We start from the raw sequence: 16,819 nt of genomic DNA, 5'->3' as shown, positions 1-16,819 counted from the left end.
GGGACGAATTCATCGGCCAGTGGATCGCGCTGCTACCCGCCGTCATGGCACCGTGGTGGGCGATTCTTGCCGGCTTCGCGCTGTTCCGCTTTTTCGACGTGCTCAAGCCCTGGCCGATCGGTTGGCTGGACCGACGCCTCAAGGGCGGCATCGGGGTGATGATCGACGACGTGGTGGCCGGCATCTTCGCCGCCATCGTGCTGGGCTTCGGGCTGCATTTCCTGCGTTGAGCCGCGTAGCCCGGATAAGGCCGCAGGCCGCATCCGGGATGGCACGCAATGCGCGCCTGCACCGTTTGGGCACGTTTGTCCCGGATGCGCTTTGCTTATCCGGGCTACAGGTGTCCGGGCTACAGGCTTCCTGCGTTGAGCCCCCGTAGCCCGGATAAGGCCGCAGGCCGCATCCGGGATGGCACGCAACGCGCGCCTGCACCGCGTTGGGCACGTCCGCCCCGGATGCGCTTTGCTTATCCGGGCTACAGGTGTCCGGGCTGTATTTCCTGCGTTGAGCCCCGTAGCCCGGATAAGGCCGCAGGCCGTATCCGGGATGGCACGCAACGCGCGCTTGCACCGTTGGCCACGTTTGCCCCGGATGCGCTTTGTTTATCCGGGCTACAGGTAACCGGGCTGCAGGTTTCCTGCGTTGAGCCCCGTAGCCCGGATAAGGCCGCAGGCCGCATCCGGGATGGCACGCAACGCGCGCCTGTACCGCATTGGGCAGTCCGTCCCGGATGCGCTTTGCTTATCCGGGCTACAGGAAACCGCGCTGCATATCCTGCGTTGAGCCCCGTAGCCCGGATAAGGCCGCAGGCCGCATCCGGGATGGCACGCAAGGCGCGCCTGTACCGCATTGGGCATGTCCGCCCCGGATGCGCTTTGCTTATCCGGGCTACAGGCCTGTGCCGCCACTCCACAGGATCCATGCCGCCAGCGCGGCAAACAGCAACACGGCGCCGAAGCGCGTGGCGCGCAGCGGCAGGCGGGTGGAAAAGCGCGAGCCCAGCCAGACCACCGGCACATTGGCCAGCAGCATGCCGACGGTGGTGCCGGCCACCACCTGCCAAAGGGGATGGTATTGGGCAGCCAGGACCACGGTGGCGATCTGGGTCTTGTCGCCCATCTCGGCCAGGAAAAAGGCGATGATCGTGGCGACCATGACGCTGTGCGCGGTACCGGTATGGGCTTCGTCCTCGTCCATGCGATCCGGGAACAGCGTCCACACGGCCATGCCCAGCAGCGAGACCACCACGGCCCAGTGCAGCACGCGCGGGGTCAGCCAGTGCGCCAGCAGTTCGCCGACGGCACCGGCCATGGCATGGTTGACCACGGTGGCCAGCGCGATGCCGATGCAGATCGGCCAGGGGCGACGGTACTTGGCCGCCAGGATCAGCGAAAGCAACTGGGTCTTGTCGCCCATTTCCGCCAACGCGACGGTGCCGGTGGCGATCAGGAAGGTCTGCACGGAGAGACTCCAGGGGCCGGGGAAACGTGGGACACGATGATTCGCGCGCCTCGCCCCGGCCGGGTCGCTGCACGTGAACCAACGGTCTTGCCGGACACGAAGTGATTTCGTGCCGCACGCGCCATGATCGGTCGATCAAGTGTGTTGACGCGCGCTGCGCGGCGTTTCGCCTGCGCCCGGCTACTCCCCGATGGAGCGCCGCAAAGCCTACTGCAGGCCAACCCGCGACGCAATCAGGCTGCCCTTCACTTCAGGTTCGGCGTGGGCTTGGCATACTTGATGGTTTCCCGGTAAAGGAGGATGCAGCATGGAATATCGTCGATTGGGTCGCTCCGGACTCAAACTCTCCGCGCTTTCGTATGGCGCGTGGGTCACCTTCGGCCGCCAGGTCGAGCGCAAGCAGGCGGGTGAGTTGCTGGCCATGGCCTACGACCACGGCGTGAACTACTTCGACAATGCCGAAACCTATAACGCCGGCGATGGCGAGCGCGTGATGGGTCAGGCGATCAAGGATCAGGGCTGGCGCCGCGACAGCTACTGCGTGTCGAGCAAGGTCTATTTCGGCGCGGTCAAGGATCCGGCGCCGACCCAGCGCGGGCTGTCGCGCAAGCACGTGATGGAGGCCTGCGACCAGGCCCTCGAACGCCTGCAGGTGGACTACCTGGATTTGTACTTCTGCCATCGCTCCGACCCGGAGACCCCGGTCGAGGAAACCGTGTTCGCCATGGACACCCTGATCCGGCAGGGCAAGGTGCTGTACTGGGGCACGTCCGAGTGGCCGGCGGAGAAGATCCGCGAGGCGCACCTGGTGGCGCGCGCCAACCACCTGCATGCACCGAGCATGGAGCAGCCGCAGTACAACCTGCTGCACCGCGAGCGGTTCGAAAACGAGTACGCGCCGCTGTACGACGAGTTCGGCATGGGCACCACCACCTGGTCACCGTTGGCCTCGGGTCTGTTGACCGGCAAGTATCGCGACGGCGTACCCGAGGATTCTCGCCTGAATATCTCCGACTACGCCTGGTTGCGCGATGCGCTGATCGAGGACGGCGAGCTGCTGGACAAGGCCAGCGCCGTGGCCGACCTGGCCCGCGACCTGGACATCCCGCCGGCGCAGTTCGCGTTGGCCTGGTGCCTGAAGAACCCGCACGTATCCACGGTCATGATCGGCGCCAGCAAGACCCATCAGCTGGAGGAAAATCTCAAGTCCCTGGAGCATGTCGATCGCATCGATGACGCGGTCGTTGCGCGCATCGGTGACATCCTCGGCAAAGGATCCGATTATCAGGATGCCCTCTGATCGACCTTGCGCAGGCGGTTTCACGCGATACGGCTTCAGATCAGGCCGTAACCCCATGAGCGCCGCGGCGTGGAAACGCCTGTGCAGACCGATCATCCGGTCGCTTCGGTGACCGCGACAGCGGCAGACGCCCGAACCTCAGCGGTGGCTCGTTCACCTGCGCCTCCCGGTTCATGCCGCTGCGATCATCGTGTCCCGCCGATGGCGTTCGCTCCCGGGCGCGCACACCTCGGAGGATGACCCCAGAGGAGGGGTGGTGGACACAGCAGGGGCCCGTATTTGTGCGCACGCCGCCCCTCTGTGTGCGGCGGTACTCAGGTAGCTTGATCTGGCATGGAGCCAACCGAAGGGGCTGCCCGCGGCGCCGTACGGAAGTGTCCGCACGGTGTCCGCGGACACCTGTGGTGTCCCTGGATTCGTTTTTTTAATCCATGTAAAACAATATCTTGAAACATATCCGGGCCGCTGGCACAGGGCTTGCTGCATCCCCGCATGAATGCGCCCGTCGGGTGCAGGGGAAACCGGAATGATTCGAGATACATCCGCCACTGACCGACTGATCGAGGTCAATCCGAAACGTCGCCGCATGCTCTGGATCGGCGGCGTGATCGTGTTTCTGGTGCTGGTGGCCCTGGTGTTGCCGAGCATTCGCCGCATGCTCTCGGCGCAAAGCTCGGTCAGCGTTTCGCGACTCTCATTCGCCACCGTGCAGCGTGGTTCCTTCGTCAACGACATTGCGGCCGACGGACGCGTGGTCGCGGCGGTACGTCCGACCCTGTACGCAAATTCACAGGGCCAGGTGTCGCTGCGTGTGCACGCGGGCGACAGCGTGAAGAAAGGCCAGGTCATGGCCGTGATCGACAGCCCGGAACTGAACAACAAGCTGGCCCAGGAAAAATCGCAGTTGGACGCGATGGAGGTTGACTACCAGCGCGCCAGGATCGACGCGCGCAAGCAGCGCGGCGCGCTCAAGCAGGCCTTCGAGATTGCCCAGATTGACGCCAAGAGCGCGCGGCGCGATTACCAGCGCTACCTGCAGGCGTTCCACAACGGTGCCTATTCGAAGTCCGACGTCGACCGTGCGCAAGACAAGCTGGAGAAGGCCGAGATCGAGCTGCAGAACGCACGCAGCAATCTCAACCTCGACAACGACAGCCTGGACTTCAACATCAAGGCCAAGAAACTCGCGCACGACCGCCAGCAATTGCTGGTCAAGGACTATGAGCGCCAGGTCGACGAGTTGCATGTGCGTTCGCCGGTCAACGGTCAGATCGGACAGCTGTTCGTGGCCCCGCGTGCCACCGTGGCCAGGGATGCCAAGCTGCTCAGCGTGATCGACCTGTCCGCGCTCGAGGTGCAAGTGAAGGTGCCGGAAAGCTTCGCCCGCGACCTGGGCGTGGGCATGCCGGCGCAGATCAGCGGCAATGGCAATCAGTGGCAGGGCAAGGTCAGCGCAATTTCGCCCGAGGTGGTCGGCGGCGAGGTGGCCGCGCGTGTGCGCTTCCAGGGCAAGAAGCCTGAAAACCTGCGCCAGAATCAGCGCCTTTCGGTACGCATCGTCCTGGACAAGCGCGAAAACGTCCTGACCGTGGCGCGCGGCTCGTTCGTGGACGAGTCGGGCGGACGCTACGCCTACGTGGTGCACGACGGCATCGCGGTGAAGACACCGATCCGCGTCGGCGCCAGTTCCATCGACAAGGTGGAAATCCTGCAAGGACTGAAGGTCGGCGACAAGGTCGTGATCTCGGGTACCGATAATTTCAACGGTGCTGATCGCGTGACGATCAGCGACTGAAGATTCGTGATCTATGTGTTCATCCATGAACACGAAAGCAAAAGAAAGCGGCCATCCGTGGCCGCACTGTTTGAAAAGCGTCGATTCTCTGCTGGCTTAAAGGAAAAATGACATGCTTAAGATGACCCACCTGTCCAAGGTCTACCGCACCGAAGTGGTGGAGACCTACGCCCTGCGCGATTTCAACATCGACGTGAAGGAAGGCGAGTTCGTCGCCGTGACCGGTCCATCCGGCTCCGGCAAGACCACCTTCCTGACCATCGCCGGGCTGCTCGAGACGTTCACCGGCGGGGAATACCTGCTGGACGGCACCGACGTCAGCGGACTCAACGACAACGCACGTTCGAAGATCCGCAACGAGAAGATCGGCTTCATCTTCCAGGCCTTCAACTTGATTCCTGACCTCAATGTCCACGACAACGTCGAAGTGCCCCTGCGCTATCGCGGCATGAAGGCGGCCGAGCGCAAGCAGCGCATCATGGACGCGCTGGAACGCGTCGGTCTGGCCTCGCGCGCCAAGCACTATCCGGCCGAGTTGTCCGGCGGCCAGCAGCAGCGCGTGGCCATTGCCCGTGCCCTGGCCGGAAGTCCGCGCCTGCTGCTCGCCGACGAGCCCACCGGCAATCTGGACACCCAGATGGCGCGCAGTGTGCTGGAGCTGCTCGAGGACATTCATCGCGAGGGCGCGACCATCGTCATGGTCACCCACGATCCGGAACTGGCGGCCCGCGCGCAGCGCAACGTGCACATCATCGACGGTCAGGAGGTGGATCTGGCCGAGGAACCTCGCTTTCACGCCGATCCGTCCGCGGCCGGATCGATGGCCTGAGGCCGGTTGGCCGATGCGCAACGGCCGGACCCGGTCCGGCCTGTCGTTCCCCGTGGGGAACCTGACGGAGTCACGCGATGTTTGCCTACTATCTGCAACTGGGATTGCGAAGCCTCAGGCGCAATTCAGTGCTCACCGCGCTGATGGTGCTGGCCATCGCGGTCGGCATCGGCGCGGCCATGACCACGTTGACGGTGATGCACCTGCTCTCGGGCGACCCGTTGCCCGGGCGCAGCGCGCACATTTTTTATCCGCAGGTCGATGCCACGCCCGCCGGATATACCGGCACGCCGCCGCACCCCATGGACATGCTCGACTACCGCTCGGCGGTCGACCTGTGGCGCGCGCATCATGCCGATCGCCAGGCTCTGGTCGCCGACAGCCCGGTGAAGCTGCAGGCACCGGAGTCGAAGGGTCCGCCGCGGATGCTGACGATGCTTTCCACCACAGCCGGGTTCTTTCCCATGTTCAAGGTTCCGTTCCAGTACGGCAGCGCCTGGACGCCCGCCGACGACGAAGGCCGTGCCCGGGTCGCGGTGATCTCTTCGTACCTCAACAACCGGCTGTTTGGCGGTGCCGACAGCGTGGGCCATATGTTGCTGCTGAGGAACACTGCCGTACGCATCGTCGGCGTGCTGGCCCCATGGCGACCCTCGCCGCAGTTCTACGACGTACGCGGCGGACGCTATGCCCAGGGCAACACCGCCAGCTTCTATTCCCGCACGGAGGATGTGTTCACGCCCTTCTTCAGCAGCCTGCAGATCAACGACGGCCATTTCCAGCAGTTCAGCTGCTGGGCCATGCCCAAGAAGCCCGGTCACCTGGTGGACTCGCCCTGCGCCTGGGTCGGGTTGTGGGTGCAGCTGGACACGCCCGCAAAGATCCATGCCTACCGCCGGTTCATCGCCAACTATGCGCGCCATCAGAAGGCACTGGGACGCTTCGCCAATACAGATACACGGATGATGAGCCTGATGCAGTGGTTGGCCTTCAACCATGTGGTGCCGAGCAACGTGAAATTGCAGGCCTGGCTGGCGTTCGCCTTTCTGGCGATCTGCCTGTTCAACACCGTGGGCCTGCTGCTGGCCAAGTTCCTGCGGCGCGCCGGCGAAATCGGCGTGCGTCGCGCGCTCGGTGCCTCGCGCGGCGCGGTGTTCTCGCAGTGCCTGACCGAGGCCGGTTTGATCGGTCTGGTCGGTGGTCTCGGCGGTCTGCTGCTGACGTTGCTCGGTCTGTGGATCGTGCGCCACCAGGACACGCCGTATGCCGACCTGGTGCACCTGGACCTGTCGATGCTCGTGGTCACCTTCGTGCTGGCACTGCTGGTAAGCCTGCTGGCCGGCACGTTGCCTGCCCTGCGTGCCAGTCGGATTGCACCGGCTCTGCAGCTGAAGACCTTGTGAGCGTGGCCGTCATGCAGATTCGTCCCGTACTTTCCGCCCTGCGCAAGCATCGCCTGGCCACCCTCCTGATCACGCTGGAGATCGCGCTGGCCTGCGCGGTGCTGTGCAATGCCTGCTTCATGATTGCCGGCCGGCTATCGGCGATGCACGTGGACAGCGGCGTGGCCCAGCCCTCGCTCGGCTACATCAAGCTGCAGGGTTTCGATTCCGCGACCGCCAACGACCTCAATGCCCGCGTGAACTCGGGCTTGCGCAAGATTCCCGGCGTGCAGTCGGTGAGCGTGGTCAACACGGTCCCGTTCGGCCAGTCGACCGCCAACGCCGGCGTCAGCCTGGAGCCCTCGTTCAAGCACAACGCTGGCGTGGTCACCTTCTACACCGCCGGCCCGGGGGCGGCGAAGGCCCTTGGGCTGCACCTGGTGGCCGGTCGGCTGCCCAGGCCCGACGAGTTCGGCACGATCAACAAGTACGTGCCCGATGCCGCCCAGGTGCTGGTGACCCGGGCGCTGGCGGCGCACCTGTGGCCCGGCGAGAATCCGCTGGGCAAGGTGTTCTGGGGCATCGGCACGCATTTCCGGATCATCGGCGTGCTCGATCATCTTTCCCAGCCGGATCCGGCCGGTTTCGGTCCGGGCCAGGCGCAATGGTCGGTGTTCGTGCCGGCCATGCCCGGCCCCCAGCTGGCGGGCAGCTACCTGATCCGCGTGCACCGTCCTGCCGACCTGGACCGGGTGATGACCCAGGCGCGGGCGGCCATCCGCAAGGTTGCCCCCAATGTGGTGCTGGATCTGGATCAGAGCCACACGATCGGGTACCTGCGGCATCGCTATTTTCGCACCGACCGCGCCATGACCGAACTGCTGGTCGGCGTGATCGCCGCGCTGCTGGGGATTACCGCGCTGGGCATCGTCGGACTGGCCAGCTTCTGGGTCGCGCAGCGGAGCAAGCAGATCGGCATCCGCCGCGCGCTGGGCGCCACGCGTGGCGACATCCTGCGCTACTTCCAGACCGAGAATTTCCTCATCGTCACCGGCGGCATTGTCCTGGGCATGGTTCTGGCCTACGGAATCAACCTGCTGCTCATGCGGCACTACGAACTTCCGCGGCTTCCGTTCGTGTATCTGCCGATCGGCGCTCTGGTGCTGTGGGTACTCGGCCAGCTGGCCGTGCTGGCGCCGGCCCTGCGTGCGTCGGATGTGCCGCCCGTCGTGGCTACTCGATCAGTCTGAATGGAGCAGACGAGGATGAATTCCATGCGTATGCAAACCTCAGGGCGGCCCCACCATCTTTCCGGTGCGTTGCGAGCCATGCATGCCCTCACGAGATGCACCCTCTTTTCCGGAGAATGTTGATGTTCGGTTATTACCTGGACCTGGCCCTGCGCAGCCTCAAGCGCAACAAGGTGCTCACCGCGCTGATGGTGCTGGCGCTGGCGCTGGGCATCGGTGCGTCGATCACCACGCTGACGGTGCTGCGTCTGCTTTCGGGCGACCCGTTGCCGCAAAAGAGCGCGCAGTTGTACTACCCGCAGGTCGATCCGCGTCCCGCGCAAGGTTTTGTGGCGGGCAAGACGCGCCCCATGCCGACGCTCACCTATACCGACGCCATGAATCTGTTGAAGCTGCACAAGGCGCGCCACCAGGCGGTGATGGCGCTGACCCATGCCAAAGTGATGCCGGTGCAGGGCAGCGAGCGCCCTTTCTTCAGCGATGCGGTCATGACCACGTCCGACTTTTTTCCGATGTTCGACGTACCGTTCCGCTACGGATCGGGCTGGAGCGCCCGTGATGGCGAGGCACATGCACGCGTGGTGGTGATCTCCGACACACTCAACCAGAAATTGTTCGGCGGAGCCAACAGCGTCGGTCGCACGCTGCGCATCAGCAGTCACGATTTCCGCGTGGCTGGCGTGCTGGCGCCCTGGTCCTTGCAGCCACGGTTTTATGCGGTGCGATTGGGGGGGCGCAGCTACGGTGATGGCGACGGCGTGTTCCTGCCGCTGCAGACGGCCCTGGCAGACAAGATGAGGCCAAGCAATCTCAATTGCTACGACACCGGAGACTTGAGCAAACTGAAGAGGGCTCCGTGCGTGTGGCTGGGGATGTGGGTGGACTTGCCCACGGCATCCCAGGCGCGTGCCTACCGGTCGTTCCTTGCCAACTACGTCAGGCAGCAGATGGCGCTGGGACGCCTGCATCGCCCCGAGACGGCCATGCCTGACCTGATGCAGTGGCTGCGGCAGTCGCAGGTGGTGCCCGACGATGTCCGATTGCAGGCCTGGATCGCGTTCGGGTTCCTGCTGATCTGCGTGGTCAATACCGTCGGCTTGCTGCTGGCCAAATGCCTGCGCCGTTCCCAGGAGATCGGTGTGCGGCGCGCACTCGGCGCCACACGCAGAACGGTATTCGCCCAGTTCATGGTCGAGGCCGGCATCATCGGCCTGGCCGGTGGACTGCTGGGGCTGGCCTTTGCCGAACTGGGCCTGTGGGGCATCCGCCACCAGCCGGCCCAGTACGCCGGACTGGCGCACCTGGATCTAAGCATGTTCGCGTTCACCTTCGTGGTGGCCCTGGTCTCCAGCATGATTGCCGGCGTGTTGCCCGCCTGGCGAGCTTGCGTGCTGGCGCCGGCGCCGCAACTGAAAGCATCCTGAGGAGTCGGCATGAACATCCGTCCCATCTTTTCCAGCTTGCGCAAGCACCGCATCCCGACGACCCTGATCGTGCTCGAGATCGCGCTGGCCTGCGCCGTGCTGTGCAACGCCGTGTTCATGATCGGTCAGCGCATCGGTGACATCCGCCTGCCGAATGCGATCGACCAGGCGGGCATCTCGGTGGTCACCGTGCAGGGCACCGATCCCGACCATGCCAGGGACGTCATCGCACGCAACCTGGCAACCCTGCGCGCAATTCCCGGCGTGCAGGCGGTGGCATTGATGAATACCGTTCCGTTGAGCCAAAACGGTTGGAACACCGGTTTCACCACCGACCCGGCAACCAAGGGCTTTGACGACAAGTACGTCAATGTGGCCGAGTACCTGATCACCTCCGGTGGCGACAAGGCGCTCGGCTTGCATCTTTTTCGTGGCCGCTTCTTCCATGCCGACGAGTATGCGGCCGGCACGCTGGGCACGTCCTTCATGCCGACCGGGCATGCCGCCGTGATTACCCGCAGCTTTGCCGCGCGCATGTGGCCCGGGCATTCCGCGCTGGGCAAGGTGTTGTACATGGGGGATACCTACAGCTATACCGTGGTCGGTATCGTCGACAACGTGCTGCGCCCGAACCGCAACGGCGGTGACGCGCGCAGCTTCAGCCATAGCGTGTTCCTGCCCGTGGCCCCGGTCGAGAGTGCAATGAACGATTACATCGTACGCAGCGCGCCGGTTGATCGCGACCGCGTGCTGCGGGCTTCGATCGACAAGCTGTCGAAGCTGGAACCCGCAGCGGTGGTCAAGGGCAGGACGTTCAGCGACATCCGCAATGCGTACTTCGCCGATACGCGTTCCATGGCCTGGATGCTGGTGCTGGTATGCGCGGTGATGATAGCCGTCACGGCGTTCGGCATTGTCGGCCTGAGCAGCTTCTGGGTTGGACAGCGTCGCCGCCAGATCGGCATCCGCCGCGCGGTCGGGGCCACGCGCGGACACATCCTGCGTTACTTCCAGACCGAGAATTTCCTGATCAGCAGCCTCGGGGTTGCGCTTGGGATGATCCTGGCCTATGGAGCCAACCTGTACCTGATGCAGCATTACGAAATGGCACGCATGCCCTGGTACTTCCTGCCGATCGGTGCCCTGACGTTGTGGCTGATCGGCCAGTTTTCCGTGCTCGGTCCAGCGCTGCGCGCCTCGAACGTGCCGCCGGTGGTGGCCACGCGGTCGGTATGACCCATGGAGGAGGTCTTGCATCGCCTCAGGCGGTGGGCCGTGGCTCGCGAGCCACGTAAGATGGCAACGTTTTCGCGCCTTGGCGCATCCAACAGGGTATGCATCGAAGCAAGATGAGAACCGTCCTGATCATCGACGACAACCCGGCCGTGGGCGAGGCACTGTCGCTGCTGCTGTCGCTGCAGGACATCCGGCCGATCGTGGCCGGTTCCCAGGCCGAGGGGCTGGCGCGGCTGGCGCGTGACCGGATCGACGTGGTGATCCAGGACATGAATTTCACCGCCGACACCACCTCCGGCGAGGAAGGCGTGGCGCTGTTCCAGGGCATCCGCGAGCAGTACCCGGACTTGCCGGTGATCCTGCTGACGGCATGGACGCATCTGGAGACCGCAGTGGAACTGGTCAAGGCCGGTGCCGCCGACTATGTGGCCAAGCCGTGGGATGACAGCAAGCTGCTGACCACGGTGGAAAACCTGCTGGAACTGTCCGAATCCACCCGCGAGGTCAGCCGCACGCGCAGCGAACGGCGCCGCCGTCGCGCGCAGATGCACGCCCGCTACGACCTGGATGGCCTGGTGTTCGCCTCCGAGGCCATGGGTCGCACGGTGGAGCTGGCCTGCCAGGTGGCACGCTCGGACGTGCCGGTGCTGATCACCGGACCCAACGGCGCCGGCAAGGAGCGCATCGCACAGATCGTGCACCTCAATTCGCCGGTTCGCCGGGGACCGTTCGTGGCGGTCAACTGCGGGGCGTTGCCAAGCGAGCTGATCGAGGCCGAGTTGTTCGGCGCCGATGCCGGCGCGTACACCGGCGCCAACAAGGCCCGGGAGGGCCGTTTCGAGATGGCCGACGGCGGCACGCTGTTCCTGGACGAGATCGGCAACCTGCCGCTTTCGGGCCAGGTCAAGCTGTTGCGCGTGATCGAGACCGGCCAGTTCGAACGGCTCGGCTCCGGGCGAATGCGCAAGGCCGAAGTGCGCGTGATCAGCGCCACCAATGCCGACCTCAAGGCGATGATCGCCGCGGGCACGTTCCGCGAGGACCTGTACTACCGCCTCAACGTGATCGAGGTGAACCTGCCGCCACTGGCCGAGCGCTGCGACGACATTCTGCCGCTGGCCGACCATTTCCTGGAGGGCCGTGCCCAGCTTTCGGACGAGGCCCGAGAGGTGCTGACGGCTCATCCCTGGCCCGGCAACGTGCGCGAGCTGAAGAATGCGATCGACCGCGCCTGTCTGCTGGTGCAGGATGAACCGATCCAGCCGCGTCATCTGAACCTTCCCGAATCCGAATCCGAATCCGCACCGGCCTGGCGCAATCTCGACGAGCCTTCGCACGAAGCGGTGCGCGACGCGCTGGCCGAACACGATGGCGTGGTCAGTCGCGCCGCACAGTCGCTGGGCCTTTCGCGCCAGGCGCTGTACCGGCGCATGCAACGCTACGGCATCGGGACGTGAGTCGCACAACATCGTGAGGTGCACGGCATGACCGAATGCGGGATGGCCACGGGTCCGGGGGGCGCATGCAATTGAGGTCGCTGCAAGGTCGCATGGCCGCGATGGCCGGTATGGCCGCCCTGCTCGGTGCCCTGCTGTATGCGGGCGTTACCCAGTGGCCCCTGCCGCAGCTGGTAAAGGGTTTTGCCGAACTGACCGGTACCCAGCTGGATGCCCGCTGGCTGGCCACGCCGTTGGGAGGCCTGCTGGTGACGCTGGTGCTGCTGGTGCCGCTGGCGGCCTGGCTGGGCAGCCGTCTGGCCCGGCCATTGCTGCGCCTGCTGCGAGCACTCGAGGGCGCAGTGGTCAGCTACCGTGACGGTGATTTCAGTTTTTCAATCGCCACGCGGCGCACCGATGAACTGGGCGACCTGGTGCGCCTGCACAACCAACTCGGGCACACGCTGCGCGAGCAACGCCAGCATCTGGTGCAGCGCGAACTGCTCCTGGACACGGTGGTGCAGAAAACCCCCGTGGCGCTGGTGCTGGTCGATGCCCACGACCACGTGACCTATGCCAACCTGGCCGCAAGGCAGCTGTTCAACGAGGGCACCTCGATGGAGGGCGGGTCGTTCGACAAGCACCTGGAGGCCGGGTCGGAGGCGATGCGCGAGATCGTGCGCAATGGGCGCGACGCACTATTCCCGGTACAGATGGGCGGGACCGAGGAAACCTTTCATGTCTCGCAGCGGCAGTTTCGCCTGCAGGGGCGTGTGCATCGGCTGTACCTGTTCCGTCGCATGACCCGTGAATTGTCGCGCCAGGAAGTCGCCACCTGGAAGCGTGTGATCCGGGTGATCAGTCACGAACTGAACAATTCACTGGCGCCGATCTCCTCCCTGGCGCACTCCGGTGCGGAGCTGGTCCGGCGTGGTGAGATCGAACGACTCGCCGGCGTCTTTTCTGGAATCTCCGAACGTGCGCATCACTTGCACCAGTTCATCAGTGGTTATGCGGACGTGGCCAAGTTGCCGATTCCGCGGCTGGCTGATGTCGACTGGCGCAGCCTGGTGGATGCGCTGGAACCGCACTGTCGCTTCAAGCTGCTTGGTGAACTTCCGCAGCGTCCGGCGCGGATTGACGCAGGGCAGGTCGAGCAGGCCCTGATCAACCTGATCAAGAATGCTCACGAATCGGGTACGGCGGTGGACGATGTGACGCTGTCCATTGAACAGGTCGGTGCGGATTGGCGTATCGAGGTCAAGGATCGCGGGCGGGGCATGAACGAGGCGGTACTGGCGCAGGCGCTGCTTCCTTTTTATTCCACCAAGCGTTCGGGGACCGGATTGGGACTGGCGCTGGCGCGTGAGATCGCCGAGGCGCATGGAGGCCGTCTGAGTCTGGCCAATCGGGATGCAGGTGGTTTGCGAGTGACCTTGATGCTTCCGTTGGTGCACAGCTGAACGGCTGTCGGCCCACGTTCCGTGGGCTGTGCCAATTCACCTATACTTCGCGCCTTCACTCCCATTGCGGCGGTGTCGCCGCGATGTTTCGCACGTTACCCTGAGTTTTGATGATGGATGCCAAGGCCTCGCCAACGCGAATACCAAATTTGCAATGGACTGGTGTCCAGGCGAAGCGGAGCTTTGCATGAGCGGGGGCGAGGCCGTCGCGGTAACCGCTACCGCCCTGAATACCCGCATTACGTTCGTGCTCGAGCTGGCGCGTCGGCTGCACCAGTACGGAACCGCTGCGCCGCGTCTGGAGGATGCGGTCGCAAGCGCTGCGTTTCGCATCGGGCTGCGCGCCGAGGTCTGGTCCAGTCCCACCGCAATCATCCTTTCCTTCGCCGACCAGGCTCAGGGTGACGATTCCATCGCGCAGGTGACCCAGGTGATCCGGCTGCCACCCGGCGATGTCAATCTTGCGCGCTTGTGCGAGGTCGATGCAGTGGCCGACGGCGTGATCGATGGCTCGATCAGCATCGAGGAGGGCGCGCGTGAGCTGCGCCGGATGTCCAAACCACTCACCCGCATGCAAAAGCTGGGCATGGTCTTCGGTTTCGCCTTGTCGGTGCTGGGGTTCGCGGTGCTGCTGCACGCCTCCCTTGCCGATGCGCTGACCGCTTCGGTACTGGGCGCGATGATTGGAGCGGTGGTCCTGGGCGCGTCGCGATTTCCTCGTCTGGCGCTCGCCTCCGAGGCGGTGGCGGCGATTCTGGCTGCCACCGGGGCCAGCCTTGTCAGTGCCTGGATCGTTCCGATCCGGGTCAACCTGGTGGTGTTGTCCGCTCTGATCGTACTGGTGCCGGGCATGATGTTGACCGCCGCGGTGCGGGAGTTGTCGGCACAGCACCTGGCGTCCGGTGTCTCCCGGTTGTTCGGCGGCCTGGCCTCGATGCTGAAGCTGATCTTCGGGGTGATGGTGGTGTTCACCGCCACCAAGGCGTTTGGATTCAAGCTTCCGTTACCCGTCGCGCCGCCTTTGCCCGGATGGGTGCAGTGGCCTGCCCTGGTGCTGGGTACATTCGGATTTGCGCTGGTGTTTCTTGCCGCGCGGCGCGACTGGCTGCTGGTCGCGCTCTCGGCCATGCTCGGTTATGTGGTGGCGCGTGAGGCCGGATTGCAGTTCGGGCCGGGTTTCGGGGTATTCGCAGGCGGCCTGGTGCTGGGTGCGTTGGGCAATCTGTATGCCCGGTTCGCGCATCGTCCCGGAGCGATTGTCCGCGAGCCCGGCATCATCCTTCTGGTGCCTGGAAGCGTCGGTTACCAGACCCTGGCGTATCTGGCGCAGCGTAATGTGCATAGCGGCACCGAGACGGCGATTTTACTGGTAACGCTTTTGATTGCCCTTGTGGCTGGGCTGCTGTTCGGTGATTTGCTGGTGGCGCCCCGGCGCTCCCTGTAATCGGCCTGGCGCTGGTGGAAACCAAATGTGAAAACGCCGGCATTTGGCCGGCGTTTTCACTGCATCCCTGACGCTGAAATCCAAAAACGGATTATTTGATCAACAGATCCTTTTCCTTCTTGCCGGCCTTGAGGGCGGCATTGAACCAGCGCGGGCGCTTGCCACGGCCGGACCATGTCTGGGCCGGATCGGCCGGGTTCTGGTACTTCGGTGGCACTTTGCCGGTACGGCGCGTACGGCGTGCACCGCGTGCGCCGAAAACGTCTTCGAAGGTGAAGCCTTCGTCCTTTAGAAGCTTGTTGATCTTTTCACGGACCTTGACGACTTTTTCCTTTTCCAGTTCGTCCTTGCGTTGTTCGGCCTTGTTGATCAGGTCATTGAGCTGGGTCTGCGTCAGTTTAGTGATATCGACGGCCATGGATTTACTCCGGGTTGATGTAGGGAAACAGTGTGCCGGCGGGATACTACACGACACGGCAGACGAAATTCTGGCTTATTTCAGGGTGCAATGCAAAATACGCGGTTAATAACCGGTACAGCTTATTTCTGAATGACCGGCTGCATTGATATGCAGTCGCGTCGCAAAGGGCTGCAGGATGTATTGGGGCAGTGGATATCGCGCTAATGGAAAATGGCAAAAATCCCCTGCCTGTTTAATCCGCGGTGCTTGCGTTCGTCAGCAGGGAAATAAGCGATTCACGGTTTACTGCCTGATTTTCGGTATCGCTACGGTGACGATATTCGAATGTGCCTGCTTCGATACCGCGTTCGCTGACCACGACGCGATGCGGGATGCCGATCAGTTCCATGTCCGCAAACATCGGTCCCGGACGCAGACCCCGGTCGTCGAGCAGGACGTCAATGCCAAGGCATTGCAGTTCCTCGTAGAGTGCATGGGCGGTGTCCTGGACTGCAGTCCCGTTGCGTGAACCGATCACGCATATGACCACGCTCCAGGGAGCCATCGGGTCAGGCCAGACGATGCCGCGCTCGTCATGGTTCTGCTCGATCGCAGCCGCAACGATACGGCTGACTCCGATCCCATAGCATCCCATCAACATCGGTCGGGCCTTGCCGTTTTCGTCCAGTACGGTGGCGCTCATGGCTTGCGCATAGCGACCGCCGAGTTGGAACACATGACCGACCTCGATGCCTCGTGCGATATGCAACTGGCCCTGGCCATCCGGCGAAGGATCGCCCTCGACCACCTTGCGCAGGTCAGCCACGCGCGTGATGCGGGCGTCGCGTTCCCAGTTGGCACCGATGTAGTGCGTGTCCACGGTGTTGCCGCCGCAGACGAAGTCGGCCAGCAATGCGGCGCTGCGGTCGACGATGACCGGAATGTCCTCGGGCATGCCGACCGGTCCGATGAAGCCGGGTCGCGTACCTACGGCCTTCAGGATCTCGGACTCGTCTGCCAGAACCGATGCGCCGGGCAGTTCGGCCAGCTTGGCGACCTTGATCTCGTTGATCTCATGATCGCCGCGCACGCAAAGTGCGACCAGACCCTCATGGCCACGCACCAGGATGGTCTTCACGCACTGGTCTGGTGATACCGAGAGGAAGGTGGCGACTTCGTCGATGGTGCGTCGGGACGGCGTGTCGATTTTTTCCAGTTCGACCGATGCGGCGGGTCGTTCACCGGAAGGCTCCATGGCTTCGGCCAACTCCACGTTTGCAGCGTAGTCCGAACCGTCACTCCAGGCGATCGCATCCTCGCCGGATTCAGCCAGCACCTGGAACTCGTGGCTGGCGTTGCCGCCAATGGTGCCGGTGTCCGCCTGCACGGCGCGAAAGCG

The 16,819-nt window shown here is 64.0% G+C and carries 14 protein-coding genes and 1 riboswitch; of the genes, 11 read left to right on the top strand and 3 right to left on the bottom strand.

The window, feature by feature from the left end:
• On the top strand, positions 1-230 hold a 230-nt coding region (locus tag PF446_RS01915; RefSeq protein WP_298069144.1), incomplete at its 5' end, for a phosphatidylglycerophosphatase A.
• 658 nt (positions 231-888) lie between these two features.
• Here the strand turns inward: PF446_RS01915 and PF446_RS01910 are convergent.
• Positions 889-1,461, bottom strand: a complete 573-nt coding sequence (locus PF446_RS01910) for a TMEM165/GDT1 family protein (RefSeq protein WP_298069143.1) — start codon at positions 1,459-1,461, stop codon at positions 889-891.
• 93 nt (positions 1,462-1,554) lie between these two features.
• A riboswitch (yybP-ykoY riboswitch) is annotated at positions 1,555-1,654 on the bottom strand.
• A 114-nt stretch (positions 1,655-1,768) separates the two neighbouring features.
• On the opposite strand from PF446_RS01910, the gene PF446_RS01905 reads away from it, so the two are divergent.
• The 10 genes from PF446_RS01905 (at position 1,769) to PF446_RS01860 (ending at position 15,020) form a co-directional block, all read left to right on the top strand.
• On the top strand, positions 1,769-2,761 hold the full coding sequence (locus PF446_RS01905; protein ID WP_298069141.1) for an aldo/keto reductase: 993 nt from the start codon (positions 1,769-1,771) through the stop codon (positions 2,759-2,761).
• Between the two features lie 526 nt (positions 2,762-3,287).
• Positions 3,288-4,556, top strand: coding sequence for an HlyD family efflux transporter periplasmic adaptor subunit (locus PF446_RS01900; protein WP_298069140.1), 1,269 nt, complete (start codon positions 3,288-3,290; stop codon positions 4,554-4,556).
• 112 nt (positions 4,557-4,668) lie between these two features.
• Entirely contained in the window at positions 4,669-5,385 is a 717-nt protein-coding gene (locus PF446_RS01895; protein WP_298069138.1) for an ABC transporter ATP-binding protein, read from the top strand.
• 77 nt (positions 5,386-5,462) lie between these two features.
• Positions 5,463-6,788, top strand: a complete 1,326-nt coding sequence (locus tag PF446_RS01890; RefSeq protein WP_298069136.1) for an ABC transporter permease — start codon at positions 5,463-5,465, stop codon at positions 6,786-6,788.
• An 11-nt stretch (positions 6,789-6,799) separates the two neighbouring features.
• Positions 6,800-8,017 carry an FtsX-like permease family protein gene (locus PF446_RS01885; protein WP_298069134.1) on the top strand — a complete coding sequence of 406 codons (1,218 nt, stop codon included), beginning with the start codon at positions 6,800-6,802 and terminating at the stop codon, positions 8,015-8,017.
• Between the two features lie 122 nt (positions 8,018-8,139).
• Positions 8,140-9,441 (top strand): ABC transporter permease, encoded by a 1,302-nt coding sequence (locus tag PF446_RS01880; protein WP_298069133.1) that lies wholly within the window; start codon positions 8,140-8,142, stop codon positions 9,439-9,441.
• Between the two features lie 9 nt (positions 9,442-9,450).
• Entirely contained in the window at positions 9,451-10,677 is a 1,227-nt protein-coding gene (locus PF446_RS01875) for an FtsX-like permease family protein (protein WP_298069131.1), read from the top strand.
• A gap of 113 nt (positions 10,678-10,790) precedes the next feature.
• Positions 10,791-12,134 (top strand): sigma-54 dependent transcriptional regulator, encoded by a 1,344-nt coding sequence (locus tag PF446_RS01870; protein ID WP_298069129.1) that lies wholly within the window; start codon positions 10,791-10,793, stop codon positions 12,132-12,134.
• Between the two features lie 65 nt (positions 12,135-12,199).
• Positions 12,200-13,576 carry an ATP-binding protein gene (locus PF446_RS01865; RefSeq protein ID WP_298069127.1) on the top strand — a complete coding sequence of 459 codons (1,377 nt, stop codon included), beginning with the start codon at positions 12,200-12,202 and terminating at the stop codon, positions 13,574-13,576.
• A 187-nt stretch (positions 13,577-13,763) separates the two neighbouring features.
• The gene (locus PF446_RS01860) at positions 13,764-15,020 is read left to right on the top strand and encodes a threonine/serine exporter family protein (protein ID WP_298069125.1); all 1,257 of its coding nucleotides are present in this window, start codon (positions 13,764-13,766) and stop codon (positions 15,018-15,020) included.
• A gap of 91 nt (positions 15,021-15,111) precedes the next feature.
• Here PF446_RS01860 and PF446_RS01855 read toward each other — a convergent pair whose 3' ends face one another.
• Both PF446_RS01855 and proS read right to left on the bottom strand, forming a co-directional pair.
• On the bottom strand, positions 15,112-15,438 hold the full coding sequence (locus PF446_RS01855) for an H-NS histone family protein (protein ID WP_298069123.1): 327 nt from the start codon (positions 15,436-15,438) through the stop codon (positions 15,112-15,114).
• Between the two features lie 235 nt (positions 15,439-15,673).
• Positions 15,674-16,819, bottom strand: a 1,146-nt coding sequence (proS, locus tag PF446_RS01850; protein ID WP_298069121.1) for a proline--tRNA ligase, incomplete at its 5' end; no start/stop codon positions are given.

This window comes from Oleiagrimonas sp., assembly GCF_027858935.1.
Taxonomy (GTDB): Bacteria; Pseudomonadota; Gammaproteobacteria; order Xanthomonadales; family Rhodanobacteraceae; genus Oleiagrimonas.
Note: the sequence above shows the minus strand (reverse complement) of the source record. Positions and strands in the feature narration are given on the sequence as shown.

Coding starts and splice junctions, on each gene's coding strand:
- PF446_RS01905 (WP_298069141.1), top strand. CDS start 1,769: ATGGAATATCGTCGATTGGGTCGCTCCGGACTCAAACTCTCCGCGCTT.
- PF446_RS01900 (WP_298069140.1), top strand. CDS start 3,288: ATGATTCGAGATACATCCGCCACTGACCGACTGATCGAGGTCAATCCG.
- PF446_RS01895 (WP_298069138.1), top strand. CDS start 4,669: ATGCTTAAGATGACCCACCTGTCCAAGGTCTACCGCACCGAAGTGGTG.
- PF446_RS01890 (WP_298069136.1), top strand. CDS start 5,463: ATGTTTGCCTACTATCTGCAACTGGGATTGCGAAGCCTCAGGCGCAAT.
- PF446_RS01885 (WP_298069134.1), top strand. CDS start 6,800: ATGCAGATTCGTCCCGTACTTTCCGCCCTGCGCAAGCATCGCCTGGCC.
- PF446_RS01880 (WP_298069133.1), top strand. CDS start 8,140: ATGTTCGGTTATTACCTGGACCTGGCCCTGCGCAGCCTCAAGCGCAAC.
- PF446_RS01875 (WP_298069131.1), top strand. CDS start 9,451: ATGAACATCCGTCCCATCTTTTCCAGCTTGCGCAAGCACCGCATCCCG.
- PF446_RS01870 (WP_298069129.1), top strand. CDS start 10,791: ATGAGAACCGTCCTGATCATCGACGACAACCCGGCCGTGGGCGAGGCA.
- PF446_RS01865 (WP_298069127.1), top strand. CDS start 12,200: ATGCAATTGAGGTCGCTGCAAGGTCGCATGGCCGCGATGGCCGGTATG.
- PF446_RS01860 (WP_298069125.1), top strand. CDS start 13,764: ATGAGCGGGGGCGAGGCCGTCGCGGTAACCGCTACCGCCCTGAATACC.
- PF446_RS01855 (WP_298069123.1), bottom strand. CDS start 15,438: ATGGCCGTCGATATCACTAAACTGACGCAGACCCAGCTCAATGACCTG.